This is a genomic window from Haloarcula japonica DSM 6131 (genome assembly GCF_000336635.1).
GTDB classification, from domain to species: Archaea; Halobacteriota; Halobacteria; order Halobacteriales; family Haloarculaceae; genus Haloarcula; species Haloarcula japonica.
The window spans coordinates 65041-83483 of the sequence record NZ_AOLY01000004.1 but is presented as its reverse complement, the minus strand read 5'-3'; the positions used below and the strand labels follow the sequence as shown (position 1 = coordinate 83483).

The following is an 18443-nucleotide window of genomic DNA, read 5'->3' as shown; positions in this document are numbered from 1 at the left end:
AGATGTGTATAAGAGACAGGTCGTGTCGAGCCCGCCCGAGAAGGCGAGCGCGACGGTTCCGTTTCCTTCTGGCATGGATGTGTTGTGGATTGGTTCCGTGGTGTGCCTGTCGGTTTCCCGATCGGACAACAGATCGAGTATCCCATCGAACCGACGACGACGGCGTCTAGCGACGAATCGAACCTGTCAATTGAAGAGTAAGTAGTAGTGGGCCTAGAAACGGCCCGGTCGTCGTCGTCGTGGGGAGAAACGGAGGGACCTCTCGCCGTCCGTAACGAGCATCGTAGAGCGAGGGGTCCGCGTCATGTACTTCCTGCTGTGTGACTCGGGTACTAATAGTTTCCGTGTTCGCAGTGGCATGTGTATAGGAAACAAACACATAGGCTCAGGCGTACCCGCGTCGCCAGTAGCTGCACACAAGCCGGCGCTTGACGGCCTATAAGCAGCCTATTCGCTGTCTCACGCTATCGGCCAGCGGTAGTAGTGCCGGACCCGGATCTGTTGCTGCCGGTTGGCAGTTCGGTTTCCCCGCCGTTAGTGGCCGTCCCGTTGGCTGGCGTAGCATCGGTATCGTCCGTCCGTTCACTCGCCGGGGTCCGCTCCCGCCCGGCCCCCGGACGGTCACTCACTTCGGTTCGGTTCGCCGCATCACCGCCGCGGTCACCGGCAACGTCAGGTCGAGCCTGCTGCCCGACGTTCGGCCCGGCGATACCCTGTGCGATAGCGGCGACTTCTGGACCACTCAGTTCGCTCGCGCGCTGTGAGAGGGTCTTGATCGCCGCCGCGTCGATACCCTTCGCCTCTAACGCTTCGGCAGGGAGCTGGCTGGCGGTTTCGTTCGTCTCCTTGGCCAGTCGCTGGACGTTCTTCGTTTCGGCGTGGAGCTGTGCGGCCTTCGCCCGGTACTCGCCCTCGCTCATCGAGCCGTTCTCGCGGGCTTGCTCCAGCGCCTGCTTGCGCTGTTGGAGTTCTTCCAGGCGGGTCTCAGAGTCGTTTACCTGCTCGGCGACGACGGACGCCTTCGCAGCGTCAGTGTTCGCCTTCGCGACACGGATCCCGAACGTCCGAGACTGGACCTCGCCGTCCAGTTCAGCCTCCTGCACGCTGACCACGCCCGCAAGCTGTGCGCCGGGGGGCGTCGCATTCTCATTGGCCTGTTCAGTCACCGCTTCCGTTTCCTGTGCCATGGTTGCGGCGGGCACCGCGGCGAGCGTGCTCGCTACGAGCAGCAGCGCCAGCAATACCGGGGTGGCTCGTCTCATTCTATCCAGTACTTGTCCACCCAAGGCCCTATAAATAGGCGTCAGTGATGCCGGGTTAGCGCCGATTAAGCCGAATTAAAACCGCAATACTGTGCTCGAACCAGCTGACAGGTTCCGGTGAACGGTCGGTGGCTTTATTACTGTGTTTCGTCACCGCTGTCGGTTCCGTCACCACCAGTCACGTCAGTGTCCGGCAGCGTCACCACGTTCTCCCGGCCGATGCGGAACGTCTCGACCTTGTCCTCGTCGCGCAGGCCACTGATGACCTGACTCGTCTTGGCGTCGGTCCAGTCGAGTTCGCCGGCTACCTGCTGTTGTTTGAGCCGCCCGCCGTTCGATTCGAGCAGTTGCAGGACCTGCTCCTCGTTGCTCAGGAGTTCAACCGGCGGTGTGCCGGCGTCGGCGTCCGTGCCGGCAGCGGGTTCCGGTTCAGAGTCGTCCGAGTCGACCATCGACGCCGGTGGTTCGGCCGGCTCACCGCCGCCGAGTACGCCGTACCGTCGAAGGGCGTATGCCCCGGCAATGATGCCGACGAGCGCGAGGATTCCACCGACGAGGAGGCCGTTACCCCCGTCCCCACCAGCGGGGTCTCCCGGACTGACAGACACTCGCGGCTCGCTTTCCGCGAACGTCTGCTGGCCGCGCCAGGTGACAGAGGCGTTCCCCCGCTCGTCGGACTGTGGCGCGACGGAGTCCGCCTGATAGTCTGCTGGCCAGCGGACAGTCAGTGAGGTTTCGCTGTCTAAAAACAGCCCCGAGAGCGCGTCGCCGATTTCGAGGTGGTCGTCCGAAATGCCAGCGAAGTTCGTCCACTGGAACCGGTAGGTGATGACGCCGTACGTCTGGCCAAACGTCTCCTCGCGTGCACTCACGGTGACGTTCTCGATAGCCATTTCGCGGCCGGTCGCGTTCTCCGCGGCCCCGGCAGTGCGTTGCATCCGGTTCTTGAAGCGGTCCGTGTACGCCGACGGGTTGGCCTGAATATCTGCACGCAGGTCCTCAAAGGCCTGCGTGGCGTTGTCGTCGTCGAGTCGGATTCGGTAGGCAACCGTCCAGTCAGCGGTCCCGTCAGTGTCCACGTCAGCGGTCATGACGACCACGTCCGCGTCGACGGACTGCTGCCCGAGGCTGCCGAACCCGGCACCGGTCGCTGTCGGTACAAGCAGTGCTATCGCGACGAATACGACTACCAGCGGTCCAGCGGTCCGGCCCATCCTACCGCGGCTACCTTCTCAGCAGGTATATCGTTTATTGCCGATTGTGTGAACTGATACACTGCAGCCTTACCTCTCATGCCACACCTCTACCGGTGCCTGAATCACCGGCCGCTGTGGCCACAAGGGGTTTGCCCCGTGAGGGAGTCCGGTTAGGCATGGACAGAGCGAAACTCGACGTGGACACCCTGCTGAAGATTGTCCTCGTTCTCATTGTCGTCTGGTTGGTGCTCGAAATCGTCGGTGGGATTCTGGGACTGCTGGGCTGGCTCCTCGGGCCACTCCAGCCGATACTCGGTGTGGTTCTGGTTGTCCTCATCGTCCTGTGGCTGCTCGACCGGCTGTAGGACCGGGCTCTTTTTGCCGACAGCGGGCGACCAACGCGTCGTGTACAGCATCAACGTCCCACTCCCGTCGGCAGTCACGTCGCTAGCGGCCGACCTCGCGGCGGACCTGCCGCTCGCACAGCGACGGGGCCGGGGCGAGCACACGCTGGTCGCAAAGCGGTTGGGCGACGGCGACCACGCGGCCTACGCTAGACTAGAAGCACAGGGGCGCGAGGCGCTTCGCGGCCAACCGGCGTTCGAGGCGAAGGTTTCGGAGGTTGAGCAGTTCGAAACGGCCGTGACCGGGCCGTCGCCGGTGGTGTATCTCACCGTCGAGAGCCCCGGACTGGTCGCCCTGCACGAGCGGCTCTGCGAGCGGGTCGACCCGGTCGACGAGATGGAAGGCGACGAGTACGTCCCGCACGTAACCGTCGCCCGCGGCGGGAACCGCGATGCGGCTGCACGGCTGGTCGAGCGGGACATCGAGCCGATTCGGTGGACCGTCGACGAACTGTCCTTCTATGATGCCGACCGGAACCAGCCGGTCAGTCGGGTGTCGCTGCCGGCATAGCACTGGTCTGGCAGCGTTCCCAGCGCAGTAGCGAACAGGCGGCATGCGTCTGTCCCGGCGCGGTGTGCCGCACAACCGCTGGGCGCGCCGGGCCGTGGCTACGTCACAGCGGCGGTGGTCCCGGCTTCGGATATAAACGGTTGGGCCGAAAGCAACGCTTTTGGAGCGGCCTGCCATCCACTACAGATATGGATTACCGCGAAGTCGACAGTACGTCCGAGTTCGTCTGCCGACTGGAGCACGGTGCGGACTGGCGCGCCGAGATCGAGACGTTCGCGGACGAACAGGGCATCGACGCCGGCTTCTTCTACGGGCTCGGAGCAGTGCAGGACGCGGAACTCATGTTCTACGACCAGGACCGGACCGAGTACGATTCGCTGACCTTCGACGAGCCACTCGAGGTCGCCGCCTGTATGGGCAACATCTCGCATCTCGACGGGGAGCGGTTCGCCCACACCCACGCCGTCCTCTCGCGGCCCGACGGCGAGGCGGTCGCCGGCCACCTGAACGCCGGCACCGTCTGGGCGGGCGAACTGTACGTCCGCGGGTTCGACACCGAACTCCGGCGGGAACACGACGAACCGACCGATCTGGACCTCTGGAACATCTAAGATGCGGGAGGCCGACGAACAGTACTTCGAAACGCTCGAAACCCAGCTCGAAGCCGCCTTCGACGTGGCCGAGCGGGCCAAAGAGCGCGGCGGCGACCCGAAGCCGGAAGTCGAGATCCCCACCGCGCGCGACATGGCCGACCGGGTCGAGAACATCCTCGGCATCGACGGCGTCGCCGAGCGGGTGCGAGAACTGGAGGGGCAGATGTCCCGCGAGGAGGCTGCACTGGAACTGGTCGAGGACTTCGTCGAGGGGACCGTCGGCGACTACGACAGCCGCGAGGGGAAAGTCGAGGGCGCGGTCCGGACTGCCGTCGCCCTGCTGACCGAGGGCGTCGTCGCCGCCCCTATCGAGGGTATCGACCGCGTGGAACTGCTGGAAAACGACGACGGCACGGAGTTCATCAACGTCTACTACGCCGGGCCGATCCGCTCGGCCGGCGGAACCGCACAGGCGCTGTCCGTGCTGGTCGCGGACTACGCCCGCGCGCTGCTCGGTATCGACCAGTACAAGGCCCGCGACGATGAAATCGGCCGCTACGCCGAGGAGATTGACCTCTACGACAAGGACACCGGCCTCCAGTACTCGCCAAAGGAGAAGGAGACGAAGTTCATCGCCGAGCACATGCCGATCATGCTTGACGGCGAGGCGACCGGCGACGAGGAGGTATCGGGCTACCGGGACCTCGAACGCGTCGACTCGAACTCCCCGCGGGGCGGGATGTGTCTGGTGCTGGCCGAGGGGATTGCGCTGAAAGCACCGAAGATCCAGCGCTACACCCGGAACTTGGACGAGGTCGACTGGCCGTGGCTACAGGACCTCATCGACGGGACCATCGGTAAGGACGAAGCCGATGAGGAGGATGGCGCAGACGAGGCGAACGGCGACGACGGTGGCGATGGCGCGGACGACGACGGTGCGGACGACGGTGACGAGCAGGCTGGACCGCCGCGGGTCGAACCCGCCGATAAATACCTCCGGGACCTCATCGCCGGCCGCCCGGTGTTCTCTCACCCGTCGAAAGCTGGCGGGTTCCGGCTTCGCTACGGCCGGTCACGCAACCACGGCTTCGCGACCGCCGGCGTCCACCCGGCGACAATGCATCTCGTCGATGACTTCCTCGCGACTGGGACCCAGATCAAGACCGAGCGGCCGGGGAAGGCCGCCGGCGTCGTGCCGGTCGACACCATCGAGGGGCCGACCGTACGTCTGGCTAACGGCGACGTGCGCCGCATCGACGACGCCGAGGAGGCACTGGAAGTCCGAAACGGCGTCGAGAAGATACTCGACCCGGGCGAGTACCTAGTCAACTACGGCGAGTTCGTCGAGAACAATCACCCGCTCGCGCCGGCCTCCTACACCGTCGAGTGGTGGGAGCAGGATCTTGACGCTGCCGGCGCGGACGTGCAGGCGATGCAGGATTCACCCCACATCGACCTCACGGACCCGAGCGCCGAGGAAGCCATCGAGTGGGCAACCGAGTACGACGCCCCGCTGCACCCGAAATACACCTACCTCTGGCACGACGTGAGCGTCGACCAGATGTGTGCGCTCGCCGACGCCGTTGAGGAGGCACAGGTCGCACAGGCCGACGGCGCGTACGCCGATCCGGAGATGGACGGTACAGCAGGCGACGCACACAGCGACGACGGCGCACTCGTACTTCCACGGAGCGATGCCGTCCAAGGGACGCTCGAACACCTGCTCGTCGAACATACGCAGGACGAGGACACCGTAACGGTCACCGACTGGGTGCCGTTGGTGCGGACGCTCGGGTTCTCCCGGTCGCTAGAGCGGGACTGGACACCGTCGGACCTCTCCGAGCACGCGCGAACCTACGGCGACAGCGAATCGCTCGACGCAATCGGGGTTGCCGAGGATGCCGAGCGCGAAGACGGCCAGAACGCTATCAAAGCGATCAACGAGGTCGCGCCGTTCCAGATTCGGGAGCGCGCCCCGACCCGTATCGGCAACCGGATGGGTCGCCCCGAGAAGTCCGAGCGGCGGGACCTCTCGCCGGCCGTCCACACGCTCAGCCCCATCGGCGAGGCCGGCGGCGCACAGCGAGATGTGGCAAAGGCGACGAAACACGCCGACGGGATGAGCGACACGCCCGGCCAGGTCGAGGTCGAAGTAGCCCGCCGGCGCTGTCCCGACTGTGGGACCGAGACGCACCAAGCGGGCTGTCCCGACTGTGGCGGGACCACCGAGCCGGTGTACGTCTGTCCCGACTGCGAAGCCGAAGTCGAACGCGACGAGTCCGGCCGGGCGGAGTGTTCCCGATGTGAGACGCTCGCCTCGCCGACCCAGTACAAGGTGCTCGACCTGCAGGAAGCGTACCGGGACGCTCTGCAGAACGTCGGCGAGCGCGAGACGGCCTTCGAGCAACTGAAAGCGGTCAAGGGGCTCACATCCGAGGAGAAAGTACCGGAACCGATGGAGAAGGGTATCCTCCGGGCGAAACACGACGTGTCTGCGTTCAAGGACGGCACCGTCCGCTACGACATGACGGACCTGCCGGTGACGGCAGTACGGGCCTCGGAACTGGACGTCTCCGCCGAGCGACTCCGTGGACTGGGCTACACGGAGGACATCCACGGCGACCCGCTGACCCACGAGGACCAGCTGGTCGAGCTAAAAGTACAGGATATCGTCCTCTCCGACGGCGCGGCCGAACATATGCTCCAGACCGCCCGCTTCGTCGACGACCTCTTAGAACAGTACTACGGGCTAGAGCGGTTCTACGAGTTCGACGACCGCGAGGACCTCGTCGGCGAACTCGTGTTCGGAATGGCCCCTCACACCAGCGCGGCGACGGTCGGTCGCGTGGTCGGCTTCACCTCCGCCGCCGTCGGTTACGCACATCCGTACTTCCACGCCGCCAAGCGCCGGAACTGCTTCCATCCGGACACTCGGCTGTGGTACGAGGACGAGAACGACGACTGGGAATACGGCACCATCGAGGAACTGGTCGAAAATCGACTGGACAACCCCGAGGAAGATGACTTCGGGACGCTCGTACAGGAGCTAGACGGCGACCTCACCGTGTCGTCGCTTAGCGAAAACGGCCCCTGTCGCCAGCCCGTCGACGCCGTCTCGAAACACCCCGCGCCGGACCACCTCGTCGAAGTAACCGTCGGTGACCGGACGCTCCGTGTCACACCCGACCACACGATGCTCCGGGCCGGCTCCGATGGGATCGAAGAGGTCCCGGCCAGCGACCTGACTGCCGGTGACGACCTCCCCGCCTACGACGGCGGCGAGACGACCACGATGACAGCACGCGGCGAAGCCTCGACGGCAGCCACCGACGGCGCAGCCCCGACAGACACCGTCGAAGCTGTCGAGTACGTCGAAAGCGACGTCGACCACGTCTACTGTCTCACGGTCGCCGATACGCACCGCGTTGCCGTCGAAGGCACCTACGTCGGCCAATGCGACGGCGACGAGGACTGCGTCATGCTCCTGATGGACGGCCTGCTGAACTTCTCGAAGTCGTATCTCCCGAACCAGCGCGGCGGCCAGATGGACGCCCCGCTGGTGATGTCCTCCCGTATCGACCCCAGCGAGATCGACGACGAGGCCCACAATATGGACATCATGGAGACCTATCCGCGCGAGTTCTACGAAGCCACCCGCGAGATGAAAGACCCGACCGAGGTCGAGGACGTGATGAAAATCGCCGAGGAGACGCTGGGGACCGACCGCGAGTACACCGAGTTCCGCCACACGCACGACACGACCAACATCGCCGCTGGACCGGACCTGTCGGCGTACAAGACGCTCGGTTCGATGGAGGACAAGATGGACGCCCAGCTTGAGATCTCCCGAAAGCTCCGAGCCGTCGTCGAGAGCGACGTGGCCGAGCGCATCATCGAGTACCACTTCCTGCCGGACCTCATCGGGAACCTCCGGGCGTTCTCCAGACAGGAGGTCCGCTGTCTGGACTGTGGAGAGTCGTTCCGCCGCGCACCCCTGACCGGCGACTGTCGAGAGTGTGGCGGCCGCGTCAACCTCACCGTCCACGAGGGGTCGGTCAACAAGTACATCGACACCGCCATCCGGGTCGCCGACGAGTTCGGCGCACGGGACTACACGAAACAGCGGCTCAAGATACTGGAGCGAAAAATCGAGTCGGTGTTCGAGAACGATCACAACAAGCAGTCAGGTATTGCGGACTTCATGTGAGCGACAACGCCGCCCGGACTCTTCAAGGTGACAGACGGGCGCGTGACAGCCGTCCGACGGGTGTTTTTGACCGTGGCGGTCCTGTCACGGGTATGGCCTCGTCCCGCGATTCAGCGCCATCGTTCGACTCCGGGGACCGGTCGGGTTCCCCGTCACCATCGCCCCGACAGACGCCCAGTACGATCTATCAGATACAGATCGCGCTGTTGCGCTCGCAGGTGGCGACACTGGAAACCGCGCTCGAACAGGAACGGGAACACCGCCAGGCCGTCGTCGACCGGTACGAGCGCCTTATCGACGGAAACTAAACTGCGACTCGCTTTCGGAAAATTCCGCTGGTGTTACTCGTCGCCGAGTTCGACGTAGGTCGTTTCGATGATTCGGCTGTCACCGTTAAGCCGCTCGATGATCTCCTGTGGCGGCTGTTCGTCGAGGTTGTAGACAGACAGGGCCTCCCCGCCGATGGTCTCGCGGCCGTTGAACATCCCGGCGATGTTGATGTCGGCCTCGCCCAGGACGGTCCCGATGAACCCGATAGTGCCGGGCTCGTCGCGGTTGCGGACGACCAGCATATGCCCATGCGGGACGGCCTCGATGCGGTGGTCGTCGATACGGACGATACGGGGCTCCTCGCCGCCGAACTGGGTCCCACAGACGGAGACGGATTCCTCGCCGTCGGAGACGGTGACAGTGATGAGGCTCTGGTAGTCCTCGGAGGTTCGGGTCTTGGACTCAGTCACGTCGATGCCACGGTCCTTGGCGATCTGTGGGGCGTTGACGGCGTTGACCTGCAGGTCCGAGGGCGCAAACACGCCCTTCAGGGCGCTTGCGGTGACGTACTCCACGTCCTCCTCGGCGATGTCGCCGGCGTAGGTGACCTGCACTTCGGACATGTGGCCGCCGAACAGCTGGACCGCGATGCGGCCGGCGGTGTCGGCAAGGTCGAGGTACGGCCCGACCTGCTTGAACGTCGCCTCGTCCAGCGACGGCGCGTTGAGGGCGTTGGCGACGGGCTGGCCGTTGGCCGCGGCGATGATCTGGTCGGCCGTAGAAGTGGCGACGTTCTCCTGTGCGGCCTCCGTCGACGCGCCCAGATGGGGCGTGACGATGATGTCGTCGACACCAAGGAGCGGGCTGTCATCAGGCAGCGGCTCTTCGCCGAACACGTCGAGCGCCGCGCCCTTCAGGACGCCGTCCTCGACGGCCTCGGCCAGGGCCGGCTCGTCGATGATGCCGCCACGGGCGCAGTTGACGACGTAGCCGCCTTCGAGTTCGGCGAGTTCCTCCTCGCCGATCATGTTCTCGGTCTCGGGGGTCAGCGGCGTGTGGATCGTGATGAAATCGGACTTGGCGAGACAGTCGTCGAGGTCGTCGACCAGTTCCGCGCCGAACTGGTCGGCGCGCTCCTGACTGATGTACGGGTCGAACGTGACGATGTCCATGCCCAGCCCGCCCAGCCGCTTGGCGACCTGCTGGCCGACGCGGCCGAAGCCGACGACGCCAAGCGTCTTGTTGTTGACTTCCGTGCCGAGGAACTCGCCTTTGGCCCACTCGCCGGTTTTGAGGCGGTCGTGGGCCTGCGGGATGGAGCGAGCGGTGGCAAACGCCATCGCGACGGAGTGTTCGGCGGCGGCGCGGACGTTGCCCTCAGGGGCGTTGGCGACGATGACGCCGTGGTCCGTGGCGGCGTCAATGTCGATGTTGTCGACACCGATGCCAGCCCGGCCGACGATGATGAGGTCGGGCGCGGCCGCGAACACTTCCTCAGTGACTTCGGTGCCCGAGCGGACGATGAGCGCGTTCGCGTCGGCCACCGCGTCGAGGAGCGCGTCGCCCTCGACCTCGTAGGCAGTTTCGACGTCGTGGCCCGCCTCACGGAGTCGCGTGAGACCGGCATCAGCGATAGGGTCCGTAACGAGTACCTTCATACCGAATCGAACTTACTGGGGCGGCATAACGCTTGTTTTCTCTGTCCGAACGACTGCGTGCGGATACTCGGGGCGGAGCGACCGCACCGCTGGTGGGGTATCCTGCTTGGTGGGGCCGTCAGCGAAAAATGAACCGACAGTTAGCGACCTATCGCCAGGCCGGGAGTGAGGCAGCGTCCGCGAGCGGGGTTGTGAGATAGGCGTCGTCTCGGGTCACGTCAGCGATGATAAACTGGTCCGTTGGACCCTCTTCGACGGATGCCATGATGTCTCCGTCCGCGGCCATCTCAATCGGAGCGACAGGTTCCGACTCCATGCATGACAATATGTAACAGTCCTATAAAAGTTTAGCGAAACCCGTAGAGGGGAACAGTATCATCCAAGACCAACAGTCTGACAATAGTTCTACTCCTGTCAATACTGGGGAAGAGTGGACTGGAGGACAGTACGCATAGAGCCTTATATTTCAACCCTCAGTACCTGTATCTGGATTTCTGTTCAAACCCAGATGGGAGAGTTCGATATGGCAAATGGCGTAGTTGTTTCCGAGGCGGGGCGGTTGCTCGGTTTCCGAGATAGTGTCTGCACGGCCATCGAGGACAGCTGATGGCCGCCAAGCATGGCACCTGAATGTCGAAAACGGACGGATGTTAAGGACTTAGTAGATGCGGGCAGGAAGTTCTGGCAGTATGAACGTCGCAGACGCTATGACGCCACGCTCGGAGGTCGTCACGGTTACTATTCCTGGTACCCGTGATGACGCACTGGAATACCTCCAGGAGCAGGCTTTCTCGTCGGTCCCGGTTATCAAGGAGACCGACGAGGGCGAGGAGTTCAGAGGCATTATTTCACGCGATGCGCTCATCGAGAGTCCCGACGAAGACCAGCTGGCCCTGCTCGTCGAGGAAGTCCCGGCAATCAGCGGGGACACGTCTATCGAGGCTGCCGCACAGGTGATGGTCGAGGACGGCGAGCGACGCCTCCCCATCGTCGACGGCCAGCTCAAAGGGATCATCACAGTGACCGACGTGATCCGGTCCATCGCCAACGGCGACGTCGATGGCGACAAGGTCGTCGATGAACTCGCCAACCGCGACATCAACTGCGTGTACGAGGGGACGCCGCTGACCGTTGCCGAACGGGAGCTTTCCCACGCGAACGTCCCATACGGCGTCGTCCTCGGCGACGACGGCGATATGTCGGGGATGCTCACTGAGGTCGACATCATCGCGGTCGCCCGCGTCGTCGAGGGCGAGGACGACACCGGCGACTCCATCGCCAATCAGGACGACGACTGGGCTTGGGAGGGCATCAAAGCCGTCGGCGGTCGGTACATGCCCACCCGCAACGTCGAACTCCCGGTTGAGCCCGTCCGCGAGTTCATGACCGCCGAGGTCGTGACGGTGAACAAGCGCCGCACCGCCGAGGAGGCGGCCCAGCTGATGATCGAGCACGACATCGAACAGATCCCGCTGCTGTCGGGTGACGAACTCACCGGCATCGTACGGGACATCGACCTGCTGCGAGGCCTATGAGCGAAGGCGAACGACTTACCGAACTGGCCAAGCGTCGCGGCTTCTACTTCCCCTCCTCAAGCGCCTACGGTGGTGCTGCGGGCTTCTGGACCTACGGCCCCCAGGGCGCTGCACTGAAATCGAACATCGAGGACGCCTGGCGGGACCGCTACGTCGTCAAGGAGGGCCACCAGGAAATCTCCGCCCCAGACGTGATGCCAGAGCCTGTCTTCGAAGCATCTGGGCATCTCGACGGCTTCGACGACATGATCGTCGAATGCGGCGAGTGTGGTGCGACCCACCGCGCCGACCACCTCGTCGAAGACAACACGGACATCGAGGAGGCCGAGTCACTCCCCAACGAGGAGGTCATGGATCTCATCGCCGACCACGGCATCGAGTGTCCGTCCTGCCACACCTCCCTGGCCGACCAGCCGGTCGACAACTTCAACCTGATGTTCGAGACCAACATCGGTCCGGGCTCGTCGTCGCCGGGGTATCTCCGACCGGAGACCGCACAGGGCATCTTCGTGGAGTTCCCGCAGCTCTCCGAGTACGCCCGGAATCAGCTCCCGTTCGGCGTCGCCCAGATCGGGAAGGCCTACCGGAACGAGATCTCCCCGCGGAAGTCGCTGGTCCGCGTCCGGGAGTTCACCCAGGCCGAACTCGAGCACTTCATCGACCCCGAGGAAGACGAGCCGCCGCTGGCCGACGTGGCGGACGTGGTCCTTCCGCTGTACTCCGCCGCGGCACAGGAGTCCGAAGACGGCGGCATGCAGGAACTCACGGTCCGCGAGGCCGTCGATGAGGGCGTCGTCGAAAGTGAGTGGGTCGCCTACTACCTGGGCGTCTCCAAGGAGTGGTACGAGCGCATCGGCGTCGACATGGACCGCTTCCGGTACCGCCAGCACCTCGCGGGCGAGCGCGCTCACTACGCCTCTGACTGCTGGGACGCAGAGAGCGAGGTCGACGGCGACTGGATCGAGATTACGGGCTTCGCCTACCGGGGCGACTACGACCTCTCGAAACACGCCAAGCACTCGGGCGAGGACTACACCGTCTTCAAGCAGTACGACGAGCCGATCACCGTCGAACGGGCGACCGTCGACCCCGACATGAGCTACCTCGGGCCGGAGTTCGGCGGGTCGGCTGGCGCGGTCGCCGACGCGCTCGAAGCGCTAGCCGAGCGGAATCCGGACGCCTTCGACGGCGACGAGGTCACCGTCGAGATCGACGGCGAGTCCCACACTGTTCCTGTCGACAAGACGAACTTCAGCGTCGACGAGGTCACCGAGAACGGCGAGCACATCCGCCCGCACGTCGTCGAACCCTCTTTCGGCGTGAGCCGCATCATCTACACCGTCCTCGCACATTCCTACGAGACCGACGAGGTCGACGGCGAGGAGCGGGCATACCTCGACCTCCCGCCGGAGCAGGCACCGACGACGGTCGGCGTCTTCCCGCTGATGGACAAGGACGGGATGGCCGACCTCGCCACCGACATCGCCGAGGACCTCCGGACCGCCGGCCTCTCGGTCACCTACGACGATTCCGGGGCCATCGGACGGCGCTACCGCCGACAGGACGAGGTCGGCACGCCCTACTGCGTCACTGTGGACTACGAGAGCTTAGAGGACAACGAGGTCACGGTGCGTGAACGAGACACGACCGAGCAGAAGCGCCTCCCCATCGACGGGCTCGCCGACCGGCTCGAACAGCTGGCGAGCGGCGAGCTAACCTTCGACGACCTGTAGATGGCCGACGAGGTAGCCCGGCGTCTCGTCCACGTCACCGGCGCGACGGTGCCGCTGGCGCATCTGCTCCGCCCGGACCTGATTACGTGGCTCGTGGTACAGGCGTTCTTAGCCGTCGCGCTGGCCGTCGTCCTGGTTCTCGAAGCCGTGCGGCTGACGACCGGACTGGACTGGGTGGTGTACGACCGGCTCACCCGCGAGTACGAGCAGGACAACCCTGCCGGCTACGCGCTGTACATCGTCGGGATAGCCATCGTCGCCTTCGCCGTCGAACTCCCGAGTATGAACGTGACGGTCGCCGTCCCCGCAATGCTGATGCTGGCCATCGGCGACCCCATCAGCGGCCTGCTGGGCTCGACCGACGCCAGCAACGTCAAACAGGCCTGGGTGCTGCTGGTGATGTTCGGTGTCTGCACGCTGCTTGCCGCACCGTTCGTACCTCCTGCCGCCGCCGTCCTCGGCGGTATCGCAGCGACGTTCGCCGACGGCGTCAAGCCGCGTATCGCCGGCTACGTCATCGACGACAACTTCTCGATTCCGGTGCTTGGCGCACTGGCGATGTGGATCGGCGTCCAGTACCTGCCGGCACTCGGCCTCTGAGCCGGGCCGTTCACTTTCACCCCGGTATCTGAACCCTTAACCACCGCGGGGCCGAACGCGTGGGTAATGGCGACCACCGACGCCGGTGGCGAGTACGTCGAGCGCCCGCTGGTGACGCCGGAGTTCCTGGAGAACCGCCGCTACCAGACCGACCTGGCGGAGACAGCGAGCGCCGGCCACACGCTCGTCTGTCTGCCGACCGGACTGGGCAAGACGACCGTCTCGCTGCTGGTGACCGCCGAGCGGCTCAACGCCGTCGGGGGGAAAGCGCTGATGCTGGCCCCGACGAAGCCGCTGGTCCAGCAACACGCCGAGTTCTACCGCGAGGCACTCGAACTGGACGACGAGGACGTCGTCGTGTTCACTGGCGAGGTACGACCGGACGACCGGGCCGCACTCTGGGACGACGCCCGCATCGTCATCGCGACGCCGCAGGTCGTCGAAAACGACCTCGTTGGCAACCGTATCTCGCTCGCGGACGTGACCCACTGCACCTTCGACGAGTGCCACCGAGCGACCGGCGACTACGCCTACAACTACATCGCCGACCGCTACCACGCCGACGCCGAGAACCCGCTGGTGACGGGAATGAGCGCCTCGCCCGGCGACGACGAGGAAGCCATCCTCGAAGTGTGTGAGAACCTCGGCCTTGTCGAGGTTGCGGTGATGACCGAAGACGACGCCGACGTGGCCGAGTTCACCCACGACACCAGCGTGGACTGGAACCGCATCGAGCTCCCGGAAGTCGTCGTCGAAATTCGAGACGCTATCAACGAGGTCATCAAAGACCGCCTGTCACAGTTGAAGGAACTCGGCGTCACGAACAAGTCCTCGGCGGACATCTCCGAGCGCGAGATACAACAGATTCAGGGTCAACTCCGGGACCTGATGAACAACGACCAGAGCGAGGGGTATCAGGGGATGAGCCTCCTCGCCGAGATCCGCAAGCTCCGGACCGCCGTCACCTACGTCGAGACCCAGAGCGTCGAGTCCCTGCGGCGGTACTTCGAGCGCCTGAAGGAGGCCGCTCGCTCCTCCGGGGCATCGAAGGCCGACCAGCGCCTCGTCAGCGAACCGAAGGTCCGTGAGGCGATGCGGAAAGCCGAGTCCTACGACGACCTGCACCCGAAGTTCCGACAGACCCGAATGCTCCTCGCGGAGACGCTCGGTATCGAGAACGGCGAGCGTGTCATCGTGTTCACCGAATCGCGCGATACGGCTGAGACGCTCGTCGACTTCCTCTCGGATCATTTCACGACGCAGAAGTTCGTCGGCCAGAGCGACACCGACGGCAGTGAAGGGATGACACAGACCCAGCAACAGGAGACGCTGGACCGGTTCCGCAACGGCGAGTTCGAGGTACTCGTCTCGACATCCGTCGCCGAGGAGGGGCTGGACGTGCCAGAGGTCGACCTGGTGCTGTTCTACGAACCGGTCCCGACCGCGATTCGGGCCATCCAGCGGAAAGGCCGAACTGGACGACAGGCCGAGGGTCGCGTCGTCGTCCTGCTTGCCGAGGACACCCGCGATGAAGCGTACTTCTGGAAGGCCCGCAACGACCAGAAGCGGATGAAACGCGAACTGAACGAACTCAAAAGCGTCGCCGGCGAGCTGGAGGCCCGCCTCGACCAGACCGGCCTCGACGAGTACGAGGACGCCGAGGGGGCCGCTTCGACTGGAACCGACGAAGCGGAAACCGCCACACGGCAGTCGGGCTCCACTGGAAACGGGAGGGGTAGCACAGCTAACAAGTCTGCCGATGGGAACGACGACGGAGATGGCCAAGCCGGGCTGGACGCCTTCGCGGCGGAGTCGTCTGCGCCGGACGACCAAGGGGCTGACGGCGAGGAGCAGGACGAGGCGACCGACGACGAAGGAACGGTCGCCAGCGCCGGCCGCGACAGTGAGAACGACCCCGTCGAAATCGTCGCCGACCAGCGGGAACTCGACTCGAACATCGCCCGAGACCTCTCGACACGGGACGGTATCGAGACCCGACTCGAAACGCTGGCTGTCGGCGATTACGTCCTCTCGGATCGCGTGGTCGTCGAGCGCAAGACCGTCGCTGACTTCATGGACACGCTGACTGGCGGGGACCGGTCGATGTTCGAGCAGGTCGGCGACGCCACGCGAAACTACGGCCGACCTGTCGTCGTCATTGAGGGTGAGGACCTCTTCGGCGCGCGAAACGTCCACCACAAGGCGATTCAGGGAGCCCTGGCATCGCTCGCGGTCGATTTCGGCGCAAGCGTCCTCCGGACCAGCGACGAGGACGAGACCGCGGACCTGCTGGAAGTCATCGCCGGGCGGGAACAGGAGGTGGCCGACCGCGAAGTGAGCGTCCACGGCGAGAAACAGTCGAAGACGCTCCCCGAACAACAGGAGTACGTCGTCGCCTCCATCGCCGAAGTCGGACCGGTGACCGCCCGCACGCTGCTGGAAGCCTTCGGCAGCGTCGAGGCGGTGATGACCGCCGATAAAGAAGACCTGCTTGAGGTGTCCGGTATCGGCGATGTAACGGCCGAACGAATTCGGGAAGTTATCGCCAGCGACTACGACCCGTAGCGATCCGTTCAGAACCGCGCTGCATCCAACGCTTCCGCCGCTTCTCGGGCTGCCTGGAGATGTTCGCGAGCCTCGCGTGGGTTCTCGGTCGCCGCAGCGCGCTCGGCGAAGCGGTGAACTGTCTCGGCCAGTAGCGCAGACGCCGCATCCATGTTTGCTGCAACGTCACCACTCCCACCTTCGGATGGCGCGGGCTGTCGAGCGGAAACGGAGGGGTTTTGTGTCACTGTCCCACGCGGCTGGTCGTTCGCAGCCTGGCTGCTAGGCTCCGACGAAACAGCTGTTCGAGCGGTCTGTGGCGCTGACTCCGAGTGGTCGGACTGCTGGGTCGGCTGGGAACCCCCCGCTTCGGGTGGAACGGCGGAGTCGGATGTCGACGATGCTGGCTCGGAGGGAGACTGTGAAGCGGCGTCGGCCTGAGTGTGTGTAGTCTCCTGCTGGGCGGGCTCGTCCGTCGCATCCGCCGCACTCTCGGGTGTGTCCTCGTCAGCATCGCCGAACTGGACGTGGGCCTCGTCGCTGGGGTCGGCAACCTCGATCTGGTCACCGTCGTCGACCTGTCCCTGTTGTTCGTCAGCATCCGATGGGTCCGCCCCGTTAGCCTGCGTGTCGCGAGCGACCGGCTTCTGGCAGGTCGGGCAGAACTCTTGGCCGTCGTAGCGGAAGATGGGGTCGCCACACTCGCTGCAGTGGGCGTTCGTCATCGTCGCGCCCTTCAACAGGAGTTCGCTCATCTGCTCGGTCGCCGCCCGGTTGTCCTCCTCTTGCTCGAACTTCTCGCGGAGTTTCTCGCGTTCGGCTTCCTTATCGAAGTCGCTCATACGAGTCACAACGCCACGGGGCTGAAAACAGTTTACGGGTGCGAGATGTCGATACTACCTGAACGATATGCGGCGGAATCGGGGTTTCGACACGTTTAACGTTCGCGCCCGACCCTTTCCGAATGGTATGACAAAGGTAAGCGTAGTCGGCGCAGCCGGAACGGTCGGCGCAGCCGCAGGGTACAACATCGCGCTCCGTGACATCGCTGACGAAGTCGTTTTCGTGGATATTCCGGACAAGGAAGACGACACGGTCGGGCAGGCCGCTGACACGAACCACGGTATCGCCTACGATTCGAACACGCGGGTCCGTCAGGGCGGCTACGAGGACACCGCCGGCTCGGACGTCGTGGTCATCACGGCCGGTATCCCTCGCCAGCCCGGCCAGACCCGTATCGATCTCGCCGGCGACAACGCGCCGATCATGGAGGACATCCAGTCCTCGCTGGACGAACACAACGACGACTATATCTCGCTGACCACCTCCAACCCCGTCGACCTGCTCAACCGCCACCTCTACGAGGCCGGCGACCGCTCGCGCGAGCAGGTCATCGGCTTCGGCGGCCGGCTGGACTCCGCACGGTTCCGCTACGTGCTGAGCGAGGAGTTCGACGCGCCGGTTCAGAACGTCGAAGGGACGATTCTCGGTGAGCACGGCGATGCACAGGTCCCCGTGTTCTCGAAGGTCCGCGTCGACGGCACCGACCCCGAGTTCAGCGACGGCGAGAAGGAGCAGTTGCTGGGCGACCTACAGGAGTCTGCGATGGACGTCATCGAGCGCAAGGGCGCGACCGAGTGGGGGCCGGCCCGCGGCGTCGCACACATGGTCGAAGCCATCCTCCACGACACCGGCGAAGTGCTGCCGGCCTCGGTCAAGCTAGAGGGCGAGTTCGGGCACGAGGATACTGCCTTCGGTGTCCCAGTCCGTCTCGGGAGCAACGGCGTCGAAGAAATCGTCGAGTGGGACCTCGACGACTACGAACAGGACCTGATGGCCGACGCCGCCGAGAAGCTCTCCGACCAGTACGACAAGATCTCGTAACCCGGTCGATCGGTACTGCGAAGTTTCGGGACGGCATCCGTCCCGA

General features: G+C 64.6%; 15 protein-coding genes. 10 read left to right on the top strand and 5 right to left on the bottom strand.

Annotation, left to right across the window (positions count from 1 at the left end; translation table 11 throughout):
- Positions 1-464: 464 nt before the first annotated feature.
- On the bottom strand, positions 465-1262 hold the full coding sequence (locus C444_RS01205) for a hypothetical protein (protein WP_193363345.1): 798 nt from the start codon (positions 1260-1262) through the stop codon (positions 465-467).
- 137 nt (positions 1263-1399) lie between these two features.
- Complete coding sequence (locus tag C444_RS01200) at positions 1400-2476, bottom strand: helix-turn-helix transcriptional regulator (protein WP_004590358.1); 1077 nt, start codon at positions 2474-2476, stop codon at positions 1400-1402.
- Between the two features lie 158 nt (positions 2477-2634).
- Between C444_RS01200 and C444_RS01195 the strand changes: the two genes are divergently transcribed.
- The 5 genes from C444_RS01195 (at position 2635) to C444_RS01175 (ending at position 8481) form a co-directional block, all read left to right on the top strand.
- Complete coding sequence (locus tag C444_RS01195) at positions 2635-2823, top strand: DUF7554 family protein (RefSeq protein ID WP_004590356.1); 189 nt, start codon at positions 2635-2637, stop codon at positions 2821-2823.
- Between the two features lie 40 nt (positions 2824-2863).
- A complete protein-coding gene (locus C444_RS01190) occupies positions 2864-3373 on the top strand; it encodes a 2'-5' RNA ligase family protein (RefSeq protein WP_049909008.1) in 510 nt (169 codons plus the stop codon).
- Positions 3374-3561: 188 nt separating this feature from the next.
- Positions 3562-3984: a PPC domain-containing DNA-binding protein gene (locus C444_RS01185; RefSeq protein ID WP_004590354.1), complete on the top strand. Its 423-nt coding sequence runs from the start codon at positions 3562-3564 to the stop codon at positions 3982-3984.
- Position 3985: 1 nt separating this feature from the next.
- Positions 3986-8173: a DNA-directed DNA polymerase II large subunit gene (locus tag C444_RS01180; RefSeq protein ID WP_004590353.1), complete on the top strand. Its 4188-nt coding sequence runs from the start codon at positions 3986-3988 to the stop codon at positions 8171-8173.
- Positions 8174-8265: 92 nt separating this feature from the next.
- The gene (locus tag C444_RS01175; RefSeq protein WP_004590352.1) at positions 8266-8481 is read left to right on the top strand and encodes a hypothetical protein; all 216 of its coding nucleotides are present in this window, start codon (positions 8266-8268) and stop codon (positions 8479-8481) included.
- A 33-nt stretch (positions 8482-8514) separates the two neighbouring features.
- Here C444_RS01175 and serA read toward each other — a convergent pair whose 3' ends face one another.
- Positions 8515-10101, bottom strand: a complete 1587-nt coding sequence (gene serA / locus C444_RS01170) for a phosphoglycerate dehydrogenase (RefSeq protein ID WP_004590351.1) — start codon at positions 10099-10101, stop codon at positions 8515-8517.
- A 148-nt stretch (positions 10102-10249) separates the two neighbouring features.
- A complete protein-coding gene (locus C444_RS22140; protein WP_004590350.1) occupies positions 10250-10417 on the bottom strand; it encodes a DUF7556 family protein in 168 nt (55 codons plus the stop codon).
- A 373-nt stretch (positions 10418-10790) separates the two neighbouring features.
- Here C444_RS22140 and C444_RS01165 point away from each other — a divergent pair, with 373 nt between their 5' ends.
- From C444_RS01165 to C444_RS01150, 4 genes are all read left to right on the top strand, one after another.
- Positions 10791-11636 (top strand): CBS domain-containing protein, encoded by an 846-nt coding sequence (locus tag C444_RS01165; RefSeq protein WP_004590343.1) that lies wholly within the window; start codon positions 10791-10793, stop codon positions 11634-11636.
- Complete coding sequence (gene glyS / locus C444_RS01160) at positions 11633-13369, top strand: glycine--tRNA ligase (RefSeq protein WP_004590341.1); 1737 nt, start codon at positions 11633-11635, stop codon at positions 13367-13369. The genes C444_RS01165 and glyS overlap by 4 nt, the downstream gene beginning before the upstream one ends.
- On the top strand, positions 13370-13969 hold the full coding sequence (locus C444_RS01155) for a diacylglycerol/polyprenol kinase family protein (RefSeq protein ID WP_004590340.1): 600 nt from the start codon (positions 13370-13372) through the stop codon (positions 13967-13969).
- Positions 13970-14035: 66 nt separating this feature from the next.
- Positions 14036-16534 (top strand): DEAD/DEAH box helicase, encoded by a 2499-nt coding sequence (locus tag C444_RS01150; protein WP_004590338.1) that lies wholly within the window; start codon positions 14036-14038, stop codon positions 16532-16534.
- Positions 16535-16542: 8 nt separating this feature from the next.
- On the opposite strand, the gene C444_RS01145 is transcribed toward C444_RS01150, so the two are convergent.
- Positions 16543-17355: an Sjogren's syndrome/scleroderma autoantigen 1 family protein gene (locus C444_RS01145; RefSeq protein ID WP_004590336.1), complete on the bottom strand. Its 813-nt coding sequence runs from the start codon at positions 17353-17355 to the stop codon at positions 16543-16545.
- A gap of 127 nt (positions 17356-17482) precedes the next feature.
- Between C444_RS01145 and mdh the strand changes: the two genes are divergently transcribed.
- Positions 17483-18397 carry a malate dehydrogenase gene (mdh, locus tag C444_RS01140; RefSeq protein WP_004590335.1) on the top strand — a complete coding sequence of 305 codons (915 nt, stop codon included), beginning with the start codon at positions 17483-17485 and terminating at the stop codon, positions 18395-18397.
- Positions 18398-18443 lie beyond the last annotated feature (46 nt).